Source organism: Chryseobacterium sp. FR048 (assembly GCF_056844665.1).
In genome coordinates this window covers 154944-175058 of sequence record NZ_JBXDSE010000004.1, presented here as the reverse complement: position 1 = coordinate 175058, position 20115 = coordinate 154944, and the positions used below count along the sequence as shown (strand labels likewise).

Genomic DNA, 20115 nt, shown 5'->3' with positions numbered 1-20115 from the left:
CTGTATAAAATTTTATCGGAGATAAAATCCTTGCGCCTTATACCCCGTAAAGCAAGTAAAAATAGCGTCTTTACGTACTCCAAAAAAACTGCGTCATCTGATAAATCCGCTAGAATTTTGATTTTTAAATTTGATATTTATTGGTTAAACGCTAAGGCGCAAAGGTCATTTTAATGCTTATGTTTTTAGAACGCAAGGGCGTTTCACTCAGCAAGGGTTTGGTGGAAAAAACACAAAAGGATTTGGCATTTATTTTTATTTCTAAACACTTTACAAACAGAAGTTCATTTAAAATTATGTATTTGCCGTATAAAATTTTATCGGAGATAAAATCCTTGCGCCTTATACCCCATAAAGCAAGTAAAAAAATAGCGTCTTTGCGTACTCCAAAAAAAACGCGTCATCTGCTAAATCCGCTAGAATTTTGATTTTTAAATTTGATATTTATTGGTTAAACGCTAAAGCGCAAAGGTCATTTTAATGCTTATTCTTTTAGGGCGCTAGGGCGTTTTACTCAGCAATTGTGCAGTACTTTTCTAAACTTTCTAAAATGTTTAAAGAATAAAAAGCTTACGTTTTTCTAATTGTATTCTGTGTAAGATGAATATAATTAAACATACAAAACGTTGCTACCACTCCGAAAGTATGCCATAAAAAGTGTGTCCCGAAACTCAGCCAGTCCCATTTATCAATGATGCGGAAAGTGAGTGCAAGAACAAACGATAACAAAGCAAAACCTACCCATTTGCCGGCTTTCCATTGGGTATAAATCAAATAACTCAATACCGAGAAAAGGACAAATGAAGCCATGATGGCATAGTTGATGTTGATAAAAAGAGAAGGATTATCTATCAAAATCCAGTTTTTCAAGCCCAGCATAAGGATCAGATATACAAAAACCATTAAAATGGCATAGTACCATCTGGTACTCTGAGCTATAAAATAAAATCCGGCAGATAAACAGAGCAGCATAATAGGCAGCCAATCCATCATAATGAATACCGGCCATTGTCTGAATGAATGGTAAACTGTTCCCCCTATAGCCCCAATATATAATAAAATCAAGCAATAGGTTAAAAAAGGATATTTTTTAAAATTCCCTTTCATTTTAATGGTCCAAAAAATGGCTAAGGCTAAAAATAATACAGCAGTTATTGCATTGAATGGCTCAGGAAAAAACTGAGTCATATCTGTTTCTTTATACAACATGCCGCCGTCCGGAGGTATTGGGTTTATCAGCATTGTCTTTTTTATATCATATTTACAGGCATGCTTTAGAGTGCAAAATACAAACACAGGCCATTTTTCTAAACATTAGTCAACATGTACTAATCTATTTCTAAATATAGAAAAAATTACAGCATTATGTACCTGAATGTATTCGATTGTACTTTACAAAAATGTTAATTCGAAATAAACTAAACGAGCTGATCAAAATTAAGCGTTGTAATTTCTGTTTCATTGAGCAAAATCGGGATCACCAAAAGCTAAATATAATTCAAGGACAATTTTAATTTAACTTAATAAACCAAAATGTACTAATGCTGCCTCTACCCCATGATGATCAACTTCTTCAGTGACAAAGTCAGCAACTTCTTTAACGTTGTCGCCCGCATTACCCATCGCTACACCAATTTTTACAAACTTTAGCATAGAAATATCATTTCCGCCATCTCCAAAAGCCATCGTTTCAGACACATCAATATTAAAATGGTCGCAGAAAAACTCTACTCCCTTCTGCTTGCTTATTCCTCCGGGATTAACGTCTGCAAACAAAGGAGTCCATCTGGATGAAAGTGAATTGGGCATCACTTCCTGCATAAAAGAGCCTTCATTTTCAGGATCAATAAAAACATTGACCTGCAGCACATTATCTACATCAAGGGTTTCTTTATCATACAAAGGCGGAACCGGAAGGTTTACATGAGTATATAATTCAATCACCTGCGGACTTTTGTGACTTATTCTTACTTTATCTTCATACATTAATGAAAAGCTTACCGCTGAGTTTTCCGAATAATGAATCAAATTCATAATATCTTCAGGATGAATAGCCTGTTTAAACATCACCTGCCCATCAATGGTCATACAATAGCCGCCATTGAATGTAAGAAAACCATCAAACTCGATATGCTTGATATGACCGAGATCATTGATTGACCGGCCTGTTGCTACAATAACTTTAATTCCCTGTTCCCGAAGATTTTTTATTGCTTTCTGAGTTGATTCCGGAATAACTCTGGTTTTTAAACTGATTAATGTGCCGTCAATATCAAAAAAGACTGCTTTTATATTTGGATTCTGTACAGGATTCATACTAATTGATTACTACAACATTTATTGAATAAAAATACAAACAATAATCTACCAGAGTCTTATTGATCGTAAATTTCACTTTATTTTAACTTTGGGATAATTGATATGGTTAAGCCGATATTTCAACGTAATTTCCTTCAGGATCTAAAACCACACTTTCGTAATACCCGTCTCCTGTTGTTCTCGGTTCACTTTCAATCGTGTAATGATCATTTCTCAGCCTTTCGGTTAACCGATCTACCGCTTCTTTTCCGCCTACTGAAATTGCAAAATGGGCAATCCCTTTACTGAAGCCTCTTTTCTCAGGTTCTTCATGAATATCAATTCTATTCATAATTTCTAGGCGGGCTTTACCCTCACCGAATGAAAGAAAATAGGAAGAGAAACCTTTCTTTTCATTAATGTATTTTTCGTTACTCGTCATATCAAAATACTTCAGATAGAACTGACGCATCTTTTCTAAATCGTCTGCCCAAATCGCTAAATGTTCAATTTTCATTTTGTAAATTTTTAATAAGTATCATTTTAATATTTGATCTTTTCAAATATTTATTTTGCAAATTTATGCAATATTGCATAAATTTGCAAAATAAAATTAATCTATGTTTGATAACAAAATATCAAAAGCAAAACTGGCAACACAATTTATATTCCTTGTTTGTGGTCTTGCTATTTCGAGCTGGGCCCCTATGGTCCCTTTAGCAAAAGACAGACTTTTATTAAATGAAGCTGAACTGGGACTTCTACTTCTTCTATTAGGAGGTGGTGCTTTGTTTATGATGCCACTCTCGGGATTCTTTATCAGCAAATTCGGAAGCAGAAAAGTAATTCTTATGGCGGTTCTTATGGTAGCATTCCTTCTTCCATTCTTATTGATCATCCATAATATATATTTAATGGGCGCTACCCTATTTGCGTTTGGATGTGGCATCGGTACCATTGATGTGGCTATGAACTCACAGGGAGTGCAGGTTCAAAATGCTTATGGAAAATCTATTATGTCGTCTTTACACGGTTTATTTAGTGTTGGGGGGTTATTCGGTTCCATTGGTTTAGGGTTTTTAATAAAATTTGGGCTTAATCCCATTTATGCAGCCATTACAATCTCCGCTCTATTGCTTCTGTTATTGGCTTTTCAGTATAAGAATTTATTGAACTACCAAGCAGAAAAGGAAATTATTCAGAAATTCTCTCACGTTGATGAAGCTAAAGCAGTAACTAAGCGTTTCCAATGGTTGAACGGAACAGTACTGGTTTTGGGGTTTATGTGTTTTATAGTTTTTCTTTCAGAAGGAGCAATGCTGGATTGGAGTGCGATATTTCTAAGAGATCACAAAGGGATCGAGTCGGAATTTTCAGGTATTGGCTATGCGGCATTTTCAGTGGCTATGGCCGTCATGAGATTGACCGGAGATTCTTTGGTCAGCAAATTAAACAGTAAAATCATTGTGATTGGAGGAAGTTTAATCGCCTCTATCGGAATTTTAGTTTTGCTATTCAGTCCCTGGATTTTATTATCGCTGTTTGGATTTATCCTATTGGGAATTGGTGCGGCTAATATTGTTCCTGTCTTTTTCAGTGAAGGAGGACGAATTGTAGGATTGTCGCCAACGGTTACCATTCCGGTTATTTCTACAATGGGATATGCCGGGCAGTTGGCAGGACCAGCACTTTTAGGATTTATTGCTCATCATTTTTCTTTGACTGTTGCTTTTGAAAGCATAGCTTTGTTGTTTGTTATGGTAGCCATCATTTATAAATTCAGAAAATAATATATGCTAAAAGAAGAACGTTTTGAAATCATTCTTAATGAATTAAAAAACAGGAAAAAAGTCAAATTTGAGGATTTGGCCGTGCAGCTGAATGTTTCTGAAGATACAGTACGAAGAGATATTGATGCTTTACATCGCAATGGGTTATTATCCAAAGCCAGAGGCGGAGCTATTCTCAGAGAAAAAGACCCGTTAACTTTTCAGGACAGGCAGTCTTTTCTTACCAAAGAGAAGGATATTATCGCCCTAAAAACACAGCGGTTTCTAAAAAATGGTAGCACCGTTTTTATGGATGGTGGTACCACCGTACTGGCTGTGATCAATGCAATGCCTTTGGATATTACGATCAGAATTGTTACGAACAATTATTCTGTTGTTCCCATTATTGAGAAGTTTAAAAATGTTGAACTGATCCTTTTGGGCGGCAATTATGAACGAGATCTTGCCGCTACATCAGGATTAACAACCTGTTATGAGGTTTCTAAATACATAGCAGATGTCTTTATCATGGGAACCTGTGCTGTAGATCCGGTGTATGGCGTTTCCGCAACTTCTGTAAATGACGGAGAAACTAAAAAAATGATGGTTCAGTCTTCTAAACAAACCATTGCCCTTGCAAGCCGAAACAAACTATCTCAGACAGAATCTTTTAAAGTCTGTGATATGAGTCAGGTGGATGCTTTAATTACAGATTTGGATTCTAATGATGCAGATCTCGATGATTTTAGAAAATCAAATGTCCAGATTGTATAATCTTTTCTGATGGATTCGTTTTAATTCAATTTACTTATTAAATTTGCTTAACTCATGATTAATTTGCATTAATGGATCTACAACAGCTCAAATACTTTCTGGCATTGGCAAAAGAACTTCATTTCTGGAATACTTCCGCAAAAATGAATATTACCCAATCTGCTCTGAGCCGGCATATCCAGTCTTTAGAAAGTGAGCTGGGTGTTCAGTTGTTTTACCGTGATAAGCGCAATGTGAAACTTACTCCGGCCGGAAAATTCCTGCAGGAAAAATGGGGCGAAGAACTTAGTCAAATCGAGTCTTTTCATCAGTTGGCCCGGCAAATTCATTTAGGAGAATCCGGAACGATAAGAATTGCTCACCCCGATTCTATTTCATCTTCCGTTTTGCCCGATTTTGTAAAAAAGATTTCTGTCGCTTTTCCCAACCTTAATCTGGAATTGTTTCAGCTGACGAATGAGATCCAGGAAGATTATCTTAAAAATTATAAGATAGATCTGGCCTTTTCACGTGATACCAATACCTATTCCGTAATTAATGAAAAGAAATTACACCAGGAAAACCTTTCTTTCGTTGTTCCCGAAAATCATCCTTTTAAAACCTTAGCTGATATTTCTGCAGAAACACTGAAAGACCAAAAATTCCTTCTGACCACAGGAGATGACAGCAGCAGTTATAATATGTTGGTTCAGGAAGTGCTCAATTTTTATAAAATCAAGCTTGATTCTTACATTCGCTGTGAGTTTGGCTCAACCATTATTTCATTGATTAAAAACGGATTAGGCATTTCTATTCTCCCACATTCTTATCATCTGCATCAAAATACCGGAATCCGCTTTATCCCTCTTCCCTTTGTTACCGATCTGTATATCCAATGGCGTAAAGACGATCCTAATCCGATTCTTAAAAATATTCTGGAATTAGTGTAAAACCATTTCTATATGCGGAATTCCGTCTTCATCGTAAGGCTTTCCTACTTCTTTGAAACCAAGAGCATTATAAAACTTCAACAGGTACAATTGGGCACTGATCCGAATGGTTGATTCTTTAAGAATATCTTTACAGCCTTGTATAGAATGTTCCATCAGCTGTTTTCCAAGCCCTAATCCTCTATAATCCGAACCGATAACAACGCGGCCAATTGAAACGTCTTCATAGGTGAGCCCACGGGGAACAATTCTCGTATATCCTGCCAAATTCCCATCAACGAAGCACATCAGGTGATGGCATTTTAAATCTTTATCATCTATATCCTGATACACACAATTCTGTTCTACAACAAATATTTCGCTTCTTAATTTTAATATTTTGTAGAGTTCAATCGTCGATAATTCATCGAATGATTTGATAACAAATTCAATTTTCATTTTGTGGTTTTTCAAATCCAGTTTCATCATAATATCGGTCTGCTCTTCGTTTCCAAGTCTGAAAATATGTTTATCAAATTCTTCAAATCCATTTTTCCTGTAAAATCCGATAGCCCGCAAATTGTTTTCCCAAACTCCCAGCCAAACGTAGTCTACATTTTTTTCGATGGCAATGGCAATCGCTTTGTTATAAAGGGCCTGCCCTACTTTCTTTCCGTGAAAGTCTTTAGAAACATATATCCTTTCAATTTCAAGCGCATTCCCCTCTACAATTTCAGTTTGTGATGAACCGGTGTTGATCTTTAAATATCCGATAATGGTATCCTCTAGCTTAGCCAGGTAGAATTCGGAATTTTCATCATTTACCTCAGCAATAAGCTTTTCTGTGGCAAAACTTGTTTCAAGGTATTGTGCCATACTTTCGGCCGTATTATTCACGGAGAATGTTTCAAAGAACGTTTTTTTACCAATCTCCTGTAATGCAGCTATTTCGTTTTCTTTAATTTTTGTTATCTTAATCTCCATTTTCTATACATTCCATTCGTAATTCAACCCATTTATTGGTGCAAAATTAGGAAGTAGAATAATGCGAAAAAATGCTATTTTTTGATTATTTGATTTGATTTTTGCATTAAAGGATATTCCTAATAGATTGAGCTTGTATTGTCATAAAGGTTTTAATTATTTTATCAGCTATTTTTTGATTGATTGTTTAAAAAGATAAACGCAAAGTTTATTAGTAATTCTGCTTTATGGTAAGGGAGCTAAGGGAAGCGACTTTGTCGCTGATGAAGCTGGATGATTAGCCGTATGCTTCAACGAAGCAACGAAGTTGATTCTATTCTTTTGCTCTCTTTAAATCAGCAGTTTCAAAAATGAAAACTTTGCTTTAGAAAAAATATCATCAGAATATAAACCACCTGCATCAACCAATCTCAATCTTTTATTGATGCATCACCTTCTTATTCTGAATGGGTATCAGCTGTTTTCTTTTCTCTCTTTCTTTGAAGAATAAGGTGTGCTGCATCCAGCATTTTCACCGTATGGATGTAAGGCATCACGATATTTCTTTCCGGGAGATTTTCATAGACACCCATTGAGAAATAGACGATTCCGGACATAAAATAATCAAATTCTTTGAGAGTGTACTCTCTGAATGCATTTTTGAAAACCAGTAGTGGATTCCGGTATTCCTTCTCCGAAAGCAGGCCAAGAGTCCACGGGGAAACCTTTTCCTGACGGGTATCGACCGTCCATTTTCTTTCCTTCAGCATAAAGAGATATCCTGCCCGGATTAACAACCTCATCGACTGGTAAAACTCATAGATGACCGCCGGATCTTCATTGATCCAGCTATTTCTCTTTACAGCATAATTCATAATGTTGCTGAGCCTTTCTTTGGAAACATCCAGCTCATTGAACTGAAAGAACGTTTCCATCAGTTGCAACCCGGAGCGCTTCTTACTTGCCCGAAACTGGGTATCGAAATTTGTTTTTATCTTTTTCATGGGTTGTATTTTTTTATAAATGTAAGAAAAAAACACAGGTATTCGGATTTCAGTCCGAGTTTTTTTTAAGAATAAGTAATTTATTTGTTTCTATGACGGAAACAAATAGAAAAATTGTTGAATTTATAAGGGATGAATGGGTTATTCCTTTGAACAATAATAGCAAATTTGCAGTAGATCATAACATTGATGAAAAGACAGTTCGAAGAATAAGAGAAGATGCGACTTATCAAATTTCCCTTATCACCATAATGCGAATTTGCCATGCTAGAAATTTAACTCTTGCCAGTTTTTTCAAGGTGGTTGGAATATAGATTATGAAACAATATAATTAATAAATCCTGACGAAAGTTGGGATTTTTTATGATATAGTTTTTGGAGAAATTCCGTAAAAATACGGATTCACAATTTTAAGATGTTTTTTATTTTTACAGATTTATAGAATAAAACAAACATAGTAAAGCAAGTTATATAAAATTTAGCCAAAAAAAATTACGGTTTTCCCCATAGTAGGAATTAAAAATTTTACTTATACTTGCTTTTTAAAAATTTATACATTTTTCTATACCATAATTTATTATAAAATGGTTTGAAAATGAAGTTTAAAATATATAATTGGATTAAGTAATTAATGGAATCATTTATAAAATGGGCTGGAGGAAAAAGATGGTTTATTAAAAATTATAATCATTTGATTCCTAAAAGTGATCAATTTAATAGATACTTTGAACCATTCTTAGGAGGAGGTTCTATGTTTTTTTACTTAAAACCTAAAAAAGCATTTTTAAATGATATAAATAATGAGTTAATTATTACTTACGAACAAATTAGAGATAATTGGGCAACTATAAACAACAGTCTTATAGATCTAAATGGAATGCATAATGAGATTTTGTATTATAATATACGTGCTCAAGAACCAAATATAGACATTGAAATTGCAATTCGATTTTTATATTTAAATAGAACTTGTTGGAATGGCTTATATAGGGTAAATGCTAATAATGAATTTAATGTGCCAATTGGTACAAAAACAAGAGTAGTTTTGGATAATGATAATTTTGAATCGAGATCTAAATTACTTAAAAACGTAAAATTCAGCTCTAACGATTTTGAAGTATTGATTAATAAAGCTAGAAAAGATGACTTTGTTTTTATTGATCCACCTTACACCGTTAAGCACAATAATAATGGATTCATAAAATATAATGAGATTCTATTTAAATGGGAAGATCAAGTTAGACTAAAAAATTGTGTGGTTAAGGCTGTTAATAGAGGTGTAAAAATATTGATATTAAATGCTAATCATGAATCAATTAGAGCACTTTACCATAACATTGGAGAATTTCATTTTTTAACGAGAAAAAGTGTTATTTCAGGAAAAAAAGAATTTAGAGGGACTTATGAAGAATTAGCAATAAAATGCTATTAATAATGGCCCTAAATAAACATAATTTTAAATGAGCAAGATTGTGGATTTTACCTTACTAAGGAAAAGTGTTAGCGAAGTTTTTTGGCTAACATTGTTTGCTTTAGCTCCCTTAATGCTGGGTTTATCATCTGAAGTTATTAAAACATCAATTTCAGATGCTATAGCATTAAAAGTAACTAGTTCTGAAGTACTAGCATATTGTGTTAGCTTTTTAGCTCCTTCAATTTTTTTTATCAAGAAAACTCATGGGAAGTCAATTAAACTACCATTTCTAGATTTTTATTTCTTTTTGACAGTTTTAATGTATGGTTTTGGATTATGTTATGTATTTGTTTTGAAAAATAATGTAGACCCTAAAATTGTTCAAAATGTAACTAAAAACCAAATATATTTATGGGTCTCATTATCATTTTTAGCTATTACTATAATATTTAGAATTTATAGTATTTATCACTCAAATAAGCCATCAGATTATGTTAGTAATCAGTCCAAAGAGCAGAAAGATTTCAATAGTGAATTTAAAAATACATTAAATCAGTCAACTAATGAGAAATAAAGTATTAAGTGTTATAAAACTGACTCAATCAAAAGGCGATTTTTTTGTTGGAACTGTTTTGGCTCAAGATTTAGTTGACATTACTTATTCTGATGTCAGGAGAATAGAAGGTGAGAATAGAGATGTGGAAAGATATTTAGGTATTCAAAGACCATTAGATAAAGCAAGAGTAGCTAAAATTAAAAAATATTTAGAATCACCAGATGCATCTTTTCCTACAGGAATTGTTTTATCAATTGACCCTAATTGTGCAGAATTTGATCCAGATAATTCAACTCTAATTTTAAATGAATTTAGATCAGATTTTGATGATTTGAATATACCTTTACATAAAATAGCTAAGGTTTTGGATGGGCAACATAGAATTGCTGCGTTTATGAATGACCTAGGAAACTACGATTTTTCATTAAATTTAGAAAAATTTGAATTAAATGTTGTAATTTTTGTTGGGTTGGATATTGACGAACAAGCAAATATTTTCGCAACCATTAATTTAGCACAAACAAAAGTAAATAAAAGCTTAGTTTATGATTTGGAAGGCCTTTCAAAAATTAAAAGCCCTTTTAGAGTAGCACATAAGATAGCTGTTGCATTAGATGAGGCAGATTCAAACAGTCCTCTATACCATAGAATTAAAAGATTAGGAGTTAAAACAAAAGGTCGAGTAAATTCAGAACCTTTGACTCAAGCCGTTTTTGTAGAGTCATTACTAAAATTGATATCAAAAGATCCGTTTGAAGATAGAACAACACTTCTAAGAGGTTACAAATTAAGTTTATTAAATAATAATGAACTTAATGAATTACCATTCAGAAATTTATATATAGAGAATAGAGAAATGGAAATTGCTTTGATTCTATATAATTATTTTAAAGCAATACAAACTACTTGGCCAGACTCTTGGAATGATCTTATAACTGTAGGAAATTTATTACCGAAATCTAATGCATTTAAAGCTTTTATGAGATACCTAAAGATTTTGTACCCACAATTAGTTAATAAAATTGGTGATATAGTTACAATAGAAGAATTTAGAGAACATTTTTCCTCATATAAAATTGATGATCTTGATTTTTCTTCAGGAAATTTTAAACATGGAAGCGGTGGAGAATCTACATTTTATAAAATTTTGACAAAAGAAATTACCATTCAGGATTTGAAAGAATAACTTGACTGATTCAACTAATAGATACCTTCACTCTAAAATCGCTTGACTTTGAAGACCTTATTACATCCTCTCTCCGAAGTCTCCTGACTTTGGAGCAAGTTTAAAAGAAATGATTCTATTTACTAGCTCAAAGTCGGGAGACTTTGCGCAGCAGAGTTGGGATTTTCAAGCAAAACAATCTACAACCTCTATTATTGCAGGAATTTTCCACAAAAAATGCCGGGTATTTTCCATATCCGGCATTTTATAATATTCAACTATTGATCTATTTTGCCTTATTCACTAATCGTTTCCTGATGGTGCTTACAAACTCCTTTGAAACACCAAATAAGTTCTTTATTCTTAAAACGAAAGGATCAAAAATTCAAGACTGTAAACTCATACAGTTGCTACAATTTTAATTTCGACAAGCTGTCCCGGCAATGCAAGCCCGCTTACTCCAACCATTGTGCTGGCTACAGCTTCAGGATTATCGTAAAATTCTGTTTTGAAATTTTTTCTCGCCTCAAACGCCATCGTCATATCCATTGCATAGATAACCTCTTCCATCACATTTTCCATCGTCATATCATACCTTGACAATAATTCTTTAATATTTGCATAAGTTTGTTTCATTTGTGCTTCCATTCCTTCTGCTAATTCGCCTTTTTCGTTGTGACCCAACTGACCGGAAATCCAAACGGTGTTTCCTTTTTTTACCGCCTGGGCATATCCATAAATATCTTCCCAAGGCATTCCAAAGCCTTCTGCTGTTTTGTTTTCCTGTATCATTTTTTATTATTTAAATTAATAAGGCAAATGTAGAACGGATAAAAATCTTAGAAATTTAACTGGTTTAATAAATAATCTTTTCTTTTATTCTAAATAAAAAAGGTGGTTTACCTATTCTGCATAACCACCCTAATAATTCTTCGAATTTTTGTTGTCATTTCAAGAAAGGAAAATTTCCTGCTTATTATTTTTGTTTCTCTTTATTAGCCAATCGTTTCCTGATGGTGCTTACAAACTCCTTAGAAACGCCAAGATACGATGCAATATAATACTGTGCCACACGCTGCGGAATGGTAGGATACACCCTGATAAATTCCAGATAACGGTCTGTAGCAGGTTGAGAAATGGTATTAACCAGTCGGTTTTGAAGCGTCACCACATACCGCTGCATCATCAGCCGGAATGCTCTTTCAAACTTCGGAACCTTCTGCATCAGTTCCTCTTTAGTTTCCGGATTCAACATATAAATTTCGGTGTCTTCCAGGGCTTCTATAAAAATCTTCGAGGGTGTTCTATTATTAAAAGAATCAATATCGGTAATCCACCAATCTTCAACGGCAAACAGAAGGGTTACTTCAAAACCGTTTTCATCAAGATAATAGGTTCGTACACATCCTTGCTTTATAAACCCTTCGAATTGGCAAATCTCTCCTTCGCGTAGCAAATGTGTTTTTTTCGGGAACTTCTGAAGGGTCAGCAAACCTTCATATATATTTTCTTCTTCCGGAGTCAGGATCACAAATCGTGAGATGTTTTTGATAATATTTTGAAACATACATTTATTTTACGGCCGCAAATTAGAAAAAAGCCTGTAAAATTCATAGTTCAGAAGCTATTTGATGATCCCAAAATGCTAAGATTGAATGATGATCTGAAGAAAAGATTGGAATCAGAAAGCAAATTAAATGGCTCAAACAAAAAAATGTTGTCAATAGGTACGAAATTAAACTAGATTAATTTCAGTGAAAGCGAACTGTCCTACATTTGCTAAAGAATTAAGACAACAAAAAATTATAAAATAAAATATCAATTAACATTAAAAATTTAAAACTATGAGCACACTTACATTAAAAGACGGAACAGAGATTTTTTATAAAGACCAAGGAGCAGGACCGGTATTGATGTTTCACCACGGATGGCCGTTATCATCAGACGACTGGGATGCACAGGTTATCTTTTTCTTACAGAGAGGGTACAGAGTAATTTCCCATGACAGAAGGGGCCACGGCCGCTCAAGCCAGAACATCTACAATCACACCATCGAGCAATATGCTTCTGACGCTGCAGAATTGGTAGAATTCCTTGATTTGAAAGATGTGGTACACATCGGACACTCTACAGGAGGTGGTGAAGTGATCCGCTATGTACATAAATATGCCAATGGCAGAGCAAAAAAAGCAGTTTTAATAAGTGCTGTTCCACCGGTAATGGTAAAAAGTGAAAACAATCCGGATGGAGTTCCCATGGAAGTTTTTGATGGAATCAGAGAGCAGACTTTGAATAACAGAAACCAGTTTTATTTTGATCTCACTTTCCCTTTCTATGGATACAACAGAGAAGGTGCCAATGTAAAAGACGGGGTACAAAGAAACTGGTGGAGACAAGGAATGATGGGTGGTATTGTAGCTCATTATGACGGAATCAAAGCATTTTCTGAAACTGATTTCACCGAAGATCTGAAAGCCGTAGATATTCCGGTTTTGGTGCTTCACGGGGAAGATGACCAAATTGTACCGATCGAAAATTCTGCTATAAAATCTGCAAAACTATTGAAAAACGGAAAACTGATTACGTATCCCGGTTTTCCTCACGGAATGCCCACTACGGAACACGAAACTATTAATAAAGATCTCTTAGAATTTATTGAAGCTTAATAAAAGAATAATAAAAAGAGATGAATCAGTTTGATTCATCTCTTTATGTTTAAAGCACTTTCAAAGAAGTGATGTTATTCACCAGCTCTACTCTACGGTTTTGCGCCCTGCTCAATCGGTGCTTTCTGTAGAATTTGTATGGCTCCGGTAGAGGTATTTCCATAGAGCTGAATATAAATATCATCACCATTGGGTCTTCTTATGACATATACTTTTACGGGTTCATTCCAATAGTCTATAGAACCTTCTTCACCAAAATATTTGGCTTCGTCTTTTATTCTGTCAAGCTCCTGCTGAGAGACTTTAGCATCAAATATTTTTACACCCCCCAGTTTTGTAATCGCCTCATCATAGCTTTTCAAAAAATAAGGTAATGACCATTCTTCTGTATTGTTTTTCTCGTTGACGACATAGGTTTTCCATACTTTTCCTTCTATCGGTGTCATGACGCCGTTAAGTGGAAAAAACAGCCTATCGTAACTTCTTTGTACCGGTTTGTTCTGGAAGTCCAGCCCTTTGGGAAAACTGAAAAAGGGAAAATCTCCCACCTCAGCATTGGAAACCGGCACAGAATTGATGTCAAACTGAGTGGTTGCTCCCGAAGATTTTTCTATAGCTGTGGGAGTTTCTATGGCAACAGTATCTATTTTTTGTTCAGCTTTTTTGTTACAAGCCGCAAGCAAAGCGCCTATTGACAGAATAATCAGTGTCTTCTTCATTGTAATATATTTAGTTTTTTGGTATATTATTTTTTAAAATAGAGAGTAACAGGACAAATTGAACCCTCTTTATCAAAGTTGTTCAGTATGTTTTATACTGTTCTATTTTGGGCGACACTAACTTACAAATAAAATACGAATGGGAAACCCCTGGCTTTAAGGATTTTATGGATTAAGAAGATATTCCTCGAAGCATATGGATAAAAATACCGCTCCCCGCTCTCCTAAGTCTCCTGACTTTGCATAGCAGACCAGCATCAGAATAATAACGCTGTTTAATTTTTTTATTAAACCACAAAGATTTTTTAAACACTTAAGTTATATACTTTCTGTATAAGAAGTACACTTAAGTTTTGTTGAAAATCAAAGATTTTCATCTTATGTGAACTTAATCGTGTGGTATTTCCTTAAGCTTTTTAAAGTGTGCTAAAGTGTTTAAAAAAAATAAAAACTTTTGTGACTTTTGTGGTTAAGTTTAAGCAGACTTAATAATTGATTGCACAGCAAAAACATTCTTATCAACAAAATCTATTTTTCTTTATCACTTATACCCTATTTTTGCAAAAAAACTAATGGACAAATTAAGTTTTCTGGAAGTTATTGCTGCGATTGCCGTTTTTGTATCGCTCTTGCTAGCTGTATTTCTGTTAACAGTAAAAACAGAAAGAAAACTGGAAAACAGATTATTTGCCGCTTTCCTTATCATTAATGCGATTGACATCAGCGGACTTTTTATGCATCTTTTTGTGGAGAGTTATAATCTGAAAGCTTTCAAAATATCAGCTTACTTATTGGTAATGCCTCTTTTCTATCTGTACGTAAATGCAGTTTGCTATTCCGATTTCACTTTAAAAAGAAAGCATTTCCTGCATCTTGTTCCTTTTATTGTTGCCAATTTAATTTTAGTGCCAAGACTTTATCTAGCAGAAGGTGCTGCTAAAGAAGAATTCTTTGCAACGATGTGGAACTCTCCGGAAATGTTTTTTTATCAGGCAATCGGGGAAATGCAGTTTTTCTTTTATATCATTGCTGTATTTCTTATCCTTAAAAAATATAAAGAGATTTATCTTGAAAACTATACCAATCCAAACACTTTATTATACAAATGGCTGTCTCAGCTTACCCTGATTTTCTTAGTCATCCATATATGTATTATTTTTAAAAACATCGTAAGATACACCCAGCATAGAGATCTGTTTATCTGGCTGAATATTGTTGCAGGAACAGTGTCTTTATTGGCCGCCTGCTGGTTTATTTTAAAGGCATTAAACTATCCTGAGCTTTTCCGAAGGATTGATTCTACGCTACAGCCGACAAAAGATTTTGCCGACACTCTGGAAACTGAAAATAAAACGGACGCCACAAAAAGCCTTCAGATCGAAGAGCTTAAAAAATTCATGGTTGAAAAAGAACCTTTCCTGGAACCTTCATTAACGATTCAGGAATTGGCAGATCAGGTGGACATTCCTGTTCGTGAGCTGTCTGTATTAATTAACCATCATCTCAATCAGCACTTTTTTGATTTTGTGAATGAATACCGCGTTAAAAAAGCGATGACCATTCTGAAAGACCCTGCGAAAAAAAAATATACCGTGCTAGAAATTTTATATGAAGTAGGTTTCAATTCTAAATCTTCTTTTCATACTTCATTTAAAAAATATACGAATCAAACTCCGACAGAATTTAGAAACAGCTGATAATTAACAATTTGTAAATAATCGGACTTTGAATTGCAGATAGTCGGACTCATTTTAATCAACAAAATGAGTCCGACTTTTTTAGATGGACTCTTTTCAAGATTTTCTACAGGATATTTGCGTCAGATGATCAAAATCCAATTAAAATTCTGACCATGAAATATGTAACCCTTATTTTATTTCTTGCTTTACTTGGCTGTAAAAGCGCTTACCCAACCCATGAAAAAAAGATTGAAAATGCAATTACAAAAAATGCACTTCAGCTCTTAGAAGACAAAAGATTTCATTCTGTTTCTATTGCCGTGCTTAAAGACGGAAAATCTACCATAAAGCATTTTGGAGAGCTAACGATTGGAAAAGGAAACAAACCCAACGATTCTAGTCTTTATGAACTCGCTTCTGTCACGAAAACTTTTGCAGGATATGTAGCTGCAAAAGCGGTACTCGATCAAAAACTCAGTTTAGAAGATGATATTAGAATCTATCTTAATGAATCTTATCCCAATTTAGAATATAAAGGGGAACCTATCAAAATCAAGCACCTCATCACTCACACCAGCGGATTTCCTAATTTCCCGATAAAAAGTGAAAATAAAGAGGCTTTTTTAGAAGGGTTAAAACGCATCAAAATCGAAACGAAGCCTGGAGAAAAATATTTCTACTCAAATACAGCTCCAGAGCTGACAGCCTATATCCTTGAAAAAGTGTATCAAAAACCTTATGAGGAACTGGTCTCTGAATTTGTTTTAAAACCCAATAAAATGAACCAGACTAAGTTCACCCTCAATGAAAATGATAAAGCAAGATTGGTGAAAGGCTATAATGACAAAAACGAGTTAATGCCCAATTTCAACAGAACTTTATGGGGTGGAATTTCAGGGCTACATTCTACGACCACCGATTTGGTGAAATATATGAAGTTGCAACTTGACTCATCAAATCCTATTATCAATGAGTCTCATAAAAAATTATATAAAGAAGGTTCTGATTTTTGGGAAGGCTATCATTGGTACATCATTGAAAATGATCATCAGTTAATCTACAGACATCATGGCGGGATATACGGAATGCAGAATTGGTTTGTGATTTATCCTAAACAAAATATGGGAATATCTATATTGACCAATACCAGCTTTAATGAAACGGGAGAAATTTTAGAAAAAGTAGTGGATATCCTGTATGATGACATCATTGTAAACTAAGAACAAAATCGTTTTTGGTAAACGCAAAGTTTATGCATAATTCCACTTTATTTTAAGGGGGCTAAGCGAGGCGACTTCGTCGATGATGAAGCGATATGATTAGACACACGCTTCAACGAATCAACTTTGTTGATTCCAGCCTTTGCTCCCTAAAGTAAGTACAAAGAAACTAAGACTTTGCGTCACAAAAAATCCTTATCAGTACATTTTTTCCTCTGTTACACATCTTATTTAGATTAATCGCTGAATTTATCTTAGGATTTTATATTTCTTCAAGTCTGCAAAAAAGGATTAACGCAAAGTTTATCAGCTATCCTATTGATTTTAGAGGAGGCAAAGATCGGAATCGACAAAGCGGATATGAGCCAAGACTATAATTTCTTACAACGGATAGAATTATTGCCCTGCGCCAGTTTTATTCCAGTCACCATTCCTTTTTTATTCAGTAAAAACTGAAGTTTTGCGTTAGTTTCAAAAGAATAAAACTCATTTTCTCCGGTTCTTTTCAGGAGTGCCTTCCGACTTTCCTTATCATGATCTTTTTCGTTATTATACATCTCAAAATACAGATGATTTTTCCCTGCCTGTGTTATTCTGAACTTTCCAATGCTGATGATCCCTGCTAATTTGGCACTGTAAATACCTGTGTAGATCTGGGTCTGAGGAGCATTTGCATTTTCATATGCCGTAAAATCCGGTCTTTGGTATTGGGTATGATAATATTTTGAAGCGATCCCTAATGCAATATCATTCAGTTTAATGTTGGTTCCATTGGTAAGAATTGTCAAAGTCAGATCATCTGCCGGAAAGTAGACTGTAGCAGCCCGAAATTCATCGATTCTGCCGGTATGACCGTATCCGTTTTTATGATGAAAGGGCGTTCTGAACAATCCATAGCCAATCCCGGTTTGCAAATTGGTCTTTTCCATTTGTTCTAATGATTTTTTGGACACCAGATTTTCATTAAAAAGGGCAAACATCAGCCTGGATAGATCTTCCGTATTAGAAACCATCGCTCCTGCGGCAAGGGTAAAACTTGGATGGGTCTCCTTTTCTTTAGACCAGGTTTCTCCATCAAATTTATAGGAATCATTCCGTTTGAAGTTTCCACTTTTATCTTTCTCTGTTTCGTAATAGGTATTCTGAAGCCCCAATGGATTGATAATACGGGATTTTACGTTTTCTGAGTAGTCCTTTTTCGTTAGATCTTCTACGATATACCCCAATAAAGTGTAATTGGAATTGCTATAGGAACTTTCCTGATTAGGCTTAGATTCCGGTTTCCCCTGTTCTATGAGTTTCAGCATATTTTCTTTGGTGTAGCTATTACTTTTCTGGGGGTAATAGTCTTCCCATTCTAAATAATTGTAAATTCCGCTGGTATGGCTCAGAAGATTTCCTATGGTGATTTCATCAGCATATTGTATGGCAGGATAAAACGTGCTGAGTTTCGTTTCAAGTTTAAGTTTCCCTTCCTCAATGAGCTGAAAAATAATAACAGCAGTAAAAATTTTAGTAATTGATCCAATTCTATAGGTATTGGTACCGTTTGGAAATGTATTGAATTCTCCCTTATAAATAGTCTGTCCGCTCTTTTGAAGTAAGACACTCCCTGAAAAAGCATTGTTTTTCTGAAAATAGTTCAACAGACTGTCGATTGACTGTTTGTAATCGGGGCTTTGTGAAGAAGTGATGACAAATAAATTCAGGGCAAATAAAAGAAAGAGTCTTTTCATGTTTCAGTTTTATTGATGCAAATGAAAGAATAGCTCTCGTATAGTTTTTCATTTTTTTGACCAACAGCCTCATACTATGGACCAACAATTTGGACATTCATTTTTTATTGTTTGTCAATGATTCATACGCATTGGTGTAAAAAAGAGCTTGCTACGGGTGAAAATATTTAACTTTACCAGCTTATAAAACCAATCAACCATTGAACAGATATAATTTTCTGAGAATATTCAGCAACCTTGTATTTATCATCTTTATATTTTCAGCACCGATAATCAATAATGATAAGAACATCCCTATACATTTTATTCTCTTTTATAACATCCTGCTTTTTTCTCCTGCATGGCTGAATAACTTTTGGCTTCTTCCCCAACTTCAGCAACATAAAAGAATACAACAGTATGGTGTTTCTATATCAGCCATCATCTTAGGCATTACATTCATATTGGGTCAGTATGTACAATGGTTATATCAGAGTTTTAATACTACAGAACTGATTAATTTTACTCCGGTTGCTGCCACCTCCTCTGCTCCTGCGGGATTAGAAAAGTATCAATATTATTTCGATGTTTTTCCGGGAATCATTCTTGTTTTAGGGATCATGATTATCGGGTATGCCCTCCAGCAATTTTTATTGAAAATCAAAAAAGAAAGACAGGTACAAACTCAACAGACTATCGCAGAACTCAGTTTGCTGAAATCACAGATCAGCCCCCATTTTCTCTTCAATGTACTCAATAGTCTGTATTCTTTATCTCTTAAAAAATCAGATGAAACACCGGATGTTATTTTAAAACTCTCTGATATTCTGCGTTATTCTTTATACGAAACGCAGGTGAAAGAAGTTTCTATAGGTGACGAAATCCATATTTTGAATACCTATATCGATATTGAAAGATTAAGAATGCCTGAAAACGCAACAATTACCTTTCATTACGATGATGTAAAAGAATATGTCAAGATTACTCCAATGCTATTATTACCCCTGATAGAAAATGCCTTCAAACACGGCACAGATTCTACAGTGGGTCATTCTTATATCCATGCAAAATTAAGCTGTGACGATATTAGTCTTATATTTACCTGTGAAAATAATTTTAAAGAATCAGCCCAGAAAGAGGTGGGCGGAATTGGTATTGAAAACATCCGCAAACGTTTGCAATTGATCTATCCTTCCAGACATCAGTTTCAAATTGAACAAAGCAATGGTATTTTTAAAATTATGCTTGAAATAAAATTCTAGGAA

General features: G+C 34.4%; 19 protein-coding genes. 10 read left to right on the top strand and 9 right to left on the bottom strand.

Annotated elements, in window-relative coordinates; translation table 11 throughout:
* Window positions 1–570: 570 nt before the first annotated feature.
* From AC106K_RS13285 to AC106K_RS13275, 3 genes are all read right to left on the bottom strand, one after another.
* Window positions 571–1242 (bottom strand): hypothetical protein, encoded by a 672-nt coding sequence (locus AC106K_RS13285; protein ID WP_482445991.1) that lies wholly within the window; start codon window positions 1240–1242, stop codon window positions 571–573.
* A 273-nt stretch (window positions 1243–1515) separates the two neighbouring features.
* Window positions 1516–2316 (bottom strand): Cof-type HAD-IIB family hydrolase, encoded by an 801-nt coding sequence (locus tag AC106K_RS13280; RefSeq protein ID WP_482445989.1) that lies wholly within the window; start codon window positions 2314–2316, stop codon window positions 1516–1518.
* A 109-nt stretch (window positions 2317–2425) separates the two neighbouring features.
* Window positions 2426–2815, bottom strand: a complete 390-nt coding sequence (locus AC106K_RS13275; protein WP_482445987.1) for a VOC family protein — start codon at window positions 2813–2815, stop codon at window positions 2426–2428.
* 103 nt (window positions 2816–2918) lie between these two features.
* Between AC106K_RS13275 and AC106K_RS13270 the strand changes: the two genes are divergently transcribed.
* The 3 genes from AC106K_RS13270 (at window position 2919) to AC106K_RS13260 (ending at window position 5770) form a co-directional block, all read left to right on the top strand.
* Entirely contained in the window at window positions 2919–4088 is a 1170-nt protein-coding gene (locus tag AC106K_RS13270) for an MFS transporter (RefSeq protein ID WP_482445985.1), read from the top strand.
* Between the two features lie 3 nt (window positions 4089–4091).
* Window positions 4092–4841, top strand: coding sequence for a DeoR/GlpR family DNA-binding transcription regulator (locus AC106K_RS13265; protein WP_482445983.1), 750 nt, complete (start codon window positions 4092–4094; stop codon window positions 4839–4841).
* Between the two features lie 71 nt (window positions 4842–4912).
* Window positions 4913–5770: a LysR family transcriptional regulator gene (locus tag AC106K_RS13260; protein ID WP_482445981.1), complete on the top strand. Its 858-nt coding sequence runs from the start codon at window positions 4913–4915 to the stop codon at window positions 5768–5770.
* Here the strand turns inward: AC106K_RS13260 and AC106K_RS13255 are convergent.
* Both AC106K_RS13255 and AC106K_RS13250 read right to left on the bottom strand, forming a co-directional pair.
* Complete coding sequence (locus AC106K_RS13255) at window positions 5762–6733, bottom strand: GNAT family N-acetyltransferase (protein ID WP_482445979.1); 972 nt, start codon at window positions 6731–6733, stop codon at window positions 5762–5764. The genes AC106K_RS13260 and AC106K_RS13255 overlap by 9 nt on opposite strands.
* 437 nt (window positions 6734–7170) lie before the next feature.
* Window positions 7171–7716, bottom strand: coding sequence for a hypothetical protein (locus AC106K_RS13250; RefSeq protein WP_482445977.1), 546 nt, complete (start codon window positions 7714–7716; stop codon window positions 7171–7173).
* A 631-nt stretch (window positions 7717–8347) separates the two neighbouring features.
* On the opposite strand from AC106K_RS13250, the gene AC106K_RS13245 reads away from it, so the two are divergent.
* Genes AC106K_RS13245 through AC106K_RS13235 form a run of 3 tightly spaced genes read left to right on the top strand, consistent with a single transcriptional unit; the run spans window position 8348 to window position 10872 of the window.
* Complete coding sequence (locus tag AC106K_RS13245) at window positions 8348–9148, top strand: DNA adenine methylase (protein WP_482445975.1); 801 nt, start codon at window positions 8348–8350, stop codon at window positions 9146–9148.
* A 28-nt stretch (window positions 9149–9176) separates the two neighbouring features.
* Window positions 9177–9704, top strand: coding sequence for a hypothetical protein (locus tag AC106K_RS13240; protein ID WP_482445973.1), 528 nt, complete (start codon window positions 9177–9179; stop codon window positions 9702–9704).
* Window positions 9694–10872, top strand: coding sequence for a DGQHR domain-containing protein (locus tag AC106K_RS13235; protein WP_482445972.1), 1179 nt, complete (start codon window positions 9694–9696; stop codon window positions 10870–10872). Before AC106K_RS13240 ends, AC106K_RS13235 begins: the two co-directional genes overlap by 11 nt.
* Window positions 10873–11250: 378 nt before the next feature.
* Here the strand turns inward: AC106K_RS13235 and AC106K_RS13230 are convergent, their stop codons facing one another.
* Complete coding sequence (locus AC106K_RS13230) at window positions 11251–11643, bottom strand: Rid family hydrolase (protein WP_482445970.1); 393 nt, start codon at window positions 11641–11643, stop codon at window positions 11251–11253.
* 184 nt (window positions 11644–11827) lie between these two features.
* Entirely contained in the window at window positions 11828–12418 is a 591-nt protein-coding gene (locus AC106K_RS13225) for a Crp/Fnr family transcriptional regulator (RefSeq protein WP_482445968.1), read from the bottom strand.
* 277 nt (window positions 12419–12695) lie between these two features.
* On the opposite strand from AC106K_RS13225, the gene AC106K_RS13220 reads away from it, so the two are divergent.
* Entirely contained in the window at window positions 12696–13517 is an 822-nt protein-coding gene (locus AC106K_RS13220; RefSeq protein ID WP_066695107.1) for an alpha/beta fold hydrolase, read from the top strand.
* 92 nt (window positions 13518–13609) lie between these two features.
* Here AC106K_RS13220 and AC106K_RS13215 read toward each other — a convergent pair whose 3' ends face one another.
* Window positions 13610–14236 carry a hypothetical protein gene (locus AC106K_RS13215; RefSeq protein WP_482445966.1) on the bottom strand — a complete coding sequence of 209 codons (627 nt, stop codon included), beginning with the start codon at window positions 14234–14236 and terminating at the stop codon, window positions 13610–13612.
* Window positions 14237–14808: 572 nt separating this feature from the next.
* Between AC106K_RS13215 and AC106K_RS13210 the strand changes: the two genes are divergently transcribed.
* On the top strand, window positions 14809–15933 hold the full coding sequence (locus AC106K_RS13210) for a helix-turn-helix domain-containing protein (protein ID WP_482445964.1): 1125 nt from the start codon (window positions 14809–14811) through the stop codon (window positions 15931–15933).
* A 155-nt stretch (window positions 15934–16088) separates the two neighbouring features.
* Window positions 16089–17135, top strand: coding sequence for a serine hydrolase domain-containing protein (locus AC106K_RS13205; protein ID WP_482445962.1), 1047 nt, complete (start codon window positions 16089–16091; stop codon window positions 17133–17135).
* A gap of 371 nt (window positions 17136–17506) precedes the next feature.
* On the opposite strand, the gene AC106K_RS13200 is transcribed toward AC106K_RS13205, so the two are convergent.
* On the bottom strand, window positions 17507–18871 hold the full coding sequence (locus AC106K_RS13200; RefSeq protein WP_482445961.1) for a serine hydrolase domain-containing protein: 1365 nt from the start codon (window positions 18869–18871) through the stop codon (window positions 17507–17509).
* 200 nt (window positions 18872–19071) lie between these two features.
* Between AC106K_RS13200 and AC106K_RS13195 the strand changes: the two genes are divergently transcribed.
* Window positions 19072–20112 (top strand): sensor histidine kinase, encoded by a 1041-nt coding sequence (locus AC106K_RS13195; RefSeq protein WP_482445959.1) that lies wholly within the window; start codon window positions 19072–19074, stop codon window positions 20110–20112.
* Window positions 20113–20115 lie beyond the last annotated feature (3 nt).

Bases quoted from the DNA above. Each gene is read 5' to 3' on its own strand.
- AC106K_RS13285 (WP_482445991.1), bottom strand. From the start codon at position 1,242: ATGCTGATAAACCCAATACCTCCGGACGGCGGCATGTTGTATAAAGAA.
- AC106K_RS13280 (WP_482445989.1), bottom strand. From the start codon at position 2,316: ATGAATCCTGTACAGAATCCAAATATAAAAGCAGTCTTTTTTGATATT.
- AC106K_RS13275 (WP_482445987.1), bottom strand. From the start codon at position 2,815: ATGAAAATTGAACATTTAGCGATTTGGGCAGACGATTTAGAAAAGATG.
- AC106K_RS13270 (WP_482445985.1), top strand. From the start codon at position 2,919: ATGTTTGATAACAAAATATCAAAAGCAAAACTGGCAACACAATTTATA.
- AC106K_RS13265 (WP_482445983.1), top strand. From the start codon at position 4,092: ATGCTAAAAGAAGAACGTTTTGAAATCATTCTTAATGAATTAAAAAAC.
- AC106K_RS13260 (WP_482445981.1), top strand. From the start codon at position 4,913: ATGGATCTACAACAGCTCAAATACTTTCTGGCATTGGCAAAAGAACTT.
- AC106K_RS13255 (WP_482445979.1), bottom strand. From the start codon at position 6,733: ATGGAGATTAAGATAACAAAAATTAAAGAAAACGAAATAGCTGCATTA.
- AC106K_RS13250 (WP_482445977.1), bottom strand. From the start codon at position 7,716: ATGAAAAAGATAAAAACAAATTTCGATACCCAGTTTCGGGCAAGTAAG.
- AC106K_RS13245 (WP_482445975.1), top strand. From the start codon at position 8,348: ATGGAATCATTTATAAAATGGGCTGGAGGAAAAAGATGGTTTATTAAA.
- AC106K_RS13240 (WP_482445973.1), top strand. From the start codon at position 9,177: ATGAGCAAGATTGTGGATTTTACCTTACTAAGGAAAAGTGTTAGCGAA.
- AC106K_RS13235 (WP_482445972.1), top strand. From the start codon at position 9,694: ATGAGAAATAAAGTATTAAGTGTTATAAAACTGACTCAATCAAAAGGC.
- AC106K_RS13230 (WP_482445970.1), bottom strand. From the start codon at position 11,643: ATGATACAGGAAAACAAAACAGCAGAAGGCTTTGGAATGCCTTGGGAA.
- AC106K_RS13225 (WP_482445968.1), bottom strand. From the start codon at position 12,418: ATGTTTCAAAATATTATCAAAAACATCTCACGATTTGTGATCCTGACT.
- AC106K_RS13220 (WP_066695107.1), top strand. From the start codon at position 12,696: ATGAGCACACTTACATTAAAAGACGGAACAGAGATTTTTTATAAAGAC.
- AC106K_RS13215 (WP_482445966.1), bottom strand. From the start codon at position 14,236: ATGAAGAAGACACTGATTATTCTGTCAATAGGCGCTTTGCTTGCGGCT.
- AC106K_RS13210 (WP_482445964.1), top strand. From the start codon at position 14,809: ATGGACAAATTAAGTTTTCTGGAAGTTATTGCTGCGATTGCCGTTTTT.
- AC106K_RS13205 (WP_482445962.1), top strand. From the start codon at position 16,089: ATGAAATATGTAACCCTTATTTTATTTCTTGCTTTACTTGGCTGTAAA.
- AC106K_RS13200 (WP_482445961.1), bottom strand. From the start codon at position 18,871: ATGAAAAGACTCTTTCTTTTATTTGCCCTGAATTTATTTGTCATCACT.